This is a genomic window from Acidimicrobiales bacterium, from assembly GCA_036270875.1.
Lineage (GTDB): Bacteria > Actinomycetota > Acidimicrobiia > Acidimicrobiales > AC-9 > AC-9.
Window position 1 is genome coordinate 1 of record DATBBR010000019.1, and the last position, 1,977, is coordinate 1,977.

3 protein-coding genes are annotated in these 1,977 nt (G+C 70.5%); 2 read left to right on the forward strand and 1 reads right to left on the reverse strand.

What is annotated here, in order from left to right; translation table 11 throughout:
- Both VH112_01835 and VH112_01840 read left to right on the forward strand, forming a co-directional pair.
- Positions 1 to 748: hypothetical protein (locus VH112_01835; GenBank protein HEX4538956.1), on the forward strand; the 748-nt coding region annotated here is incomplete at its 5' end.
- 104 nt (positions 749 to 852) lie between these two features.
- Positions 853 to 1,479: a hypothetical protein gene (locus VH112_01840; protein HEX4538957.1), complete on the forward strand. Its 627-nt coding sequence runs from the start codon at positions 853 to 855 to the stop codon at positions 1,477 to 1,479.
- Between the two features lie 19 nt (positions 1,480 to 1,498).
- Here the strand turns inward: VH112_01840 and VH112_01845 are convergent.
- Positions 1,499 to 1,977 (reverse strand): DivIVA domain-containing protein (locus VH112_01845; protein ID HEX4538958.1); only part of this gene is annotated, 479 nt, incomplete at its 5' end.

Sequence of the window (1,977 nt, forward strand, 5' to 3'; positions counted from 1 at the left end):
GGCCGCCGAGGTGGCCCTCGGGATCCTGTCGGGGCCCGAGCGGGCCGACGCCCTGGGCCACTTGGAGCACTGCGTGGGATGTCGGGTCCGCGTCGAAGGCCTGGCCCAGACAGGCGACTCGCTGCTGCTGCTGGCCCCCGAGGTCGATCCGCCAATGGGCTTCGAGAGCAGGGTGGCGGCCCGTGTGAACGGCCAGGCCGATCGAGCCGAAGCTCCGCCCGACGTCCAGACCCCGGGCAACGGCGACGACACGGTCGTGGAGCTCGGCGCCCACACCGGCCCCCGGCCGATCCGGCCCAAGCCGTCGGCGCGCCGGGCCCGAACGCTCCGCCGGCGCCGGACGGCGCTCGCGGCCGCCGCCGCGGTGACGGTCCTCGTCGGGGGGACAGCCACAGCCGTCACGGTGCTCGACCACACCGGCTCGTCGGACCACACCCAGGTCGCCGACCAGACGACCCTGCGCTCCGGGCATTTCCAGGCCGCCGACGGGCGCCCGGTCGGGCGGGTCTATGCCTACAGCGGCGATCCTTCCTGGGTCTTCATGAATGTCGACGCCAGCGGAGCCAACGGCACCTACACCTGCCAGCTCGAGCTCACCAACGGCACCACGGTGCCGCTCGGCCAGTTCGACGTTCACGACGGCATCGGCGAGTGGGCGCACACCGTGGGTGTGGACGTCAGCCATATCAAGGCCGCGAAGCTGGTCACCCCTGCAGGCGTGACCCTGGCCACGGCCAACGTTTCCTGAGCGCGCCGGCCACAAATTTGCAATCCTTGAGTGTCACAAGCCCGTAACACAGCGATGAGCGCGCCCCACCAGGACCCGGCACGGGGCGGAGGAGGGAGACTGTGATGGGAGCAGAGAGGGCAATCTCGCAGAGGACCGGCCTGTTCCGGGGCCAGCGCAGACCCTGGACCCACCCCCGGCGAGCCATTCTCCTCGGGCTGGTGCCGGCGGCAGCCATCGCCGCTGCCTGCGGGTCCTCGTCCACCAGCTCGAGCAGCACCACCACCACCAAGGCGCCCACGAGCTCCTCAGGAGCGGCGGCCCCCGACGTCAAGACGGCGAACAACGCCAAGTTCGGCGCGATCCTGGTCGACAGCCAGGGCCGGACGCTCTACACCCTCACCAACAACGGGACCAGCGTTCCCTGCAGCGCGGCGTGCCAGGCAATCTGGCCGCCGTCGCTCCTGCCCGGTGGTCAGACGACGGTCAACGTGGGGTCGGGCGTGAGCAACGTGTCGGCGGTCAGCGCCAACGGGGGGACGCAGGTGGCGTACAAGAACCTCCCGCTCTATCGCTTCTCCGCCGACGTCAGCACCGGTGCCACCAATGGTGACGGCCTCAACACCTTCGGCGGGATCTGGCACGTGGTGAAGGCATCGGGCGGCAACAGCGTGACCGGCGCACCGGTTGGCACGACCGGCGGGGGTGGCAACACGACTACGACCTCTGGCGGCAGCTCCGGCGGTTATTGATCGTCGCCCTCGGGGGCGATCACCGCGGTGACGGGTGATCCCCGTTGGCGCCCGCTCGTGCGCCATTGGGCCCTGACGGGCGCTCGCCGTCGCCGTACAGGCGCCTGACGAGGCCGTTCAGCGACTCTCGCCGCTGACCCAGCTCGGCGAGCGCTGTCCGGCGCTGCTCTTCGAGATCCTCGACGTGGACGCGCAGCTCGTCGACCTGGGGCTGAACCTGCCTCAAGACGGCTTGCTCCAGCTCGGTCGCCTTGGCGTTGACCTCCTGGGCGAATCGATCGAGGGTCCGGGACGCCTCCTCGACGGTCCGGTCTGCTTCCTCTCGAACCCGCTGCGGCGAGTCGGTACCTTCTTGCTCGGACAGCCGGACCTCGAGGTCCCTGATGCGGCCCCAAGCCTGGTCCGCCCACCGCGCGCGGTCATTCAGGTAGGCGTCGACCTGGTCTCGGTCGAAGCCTCGCATCCTGACCGCAAAGCGTGGCCGCGGTGTGCCCTGTC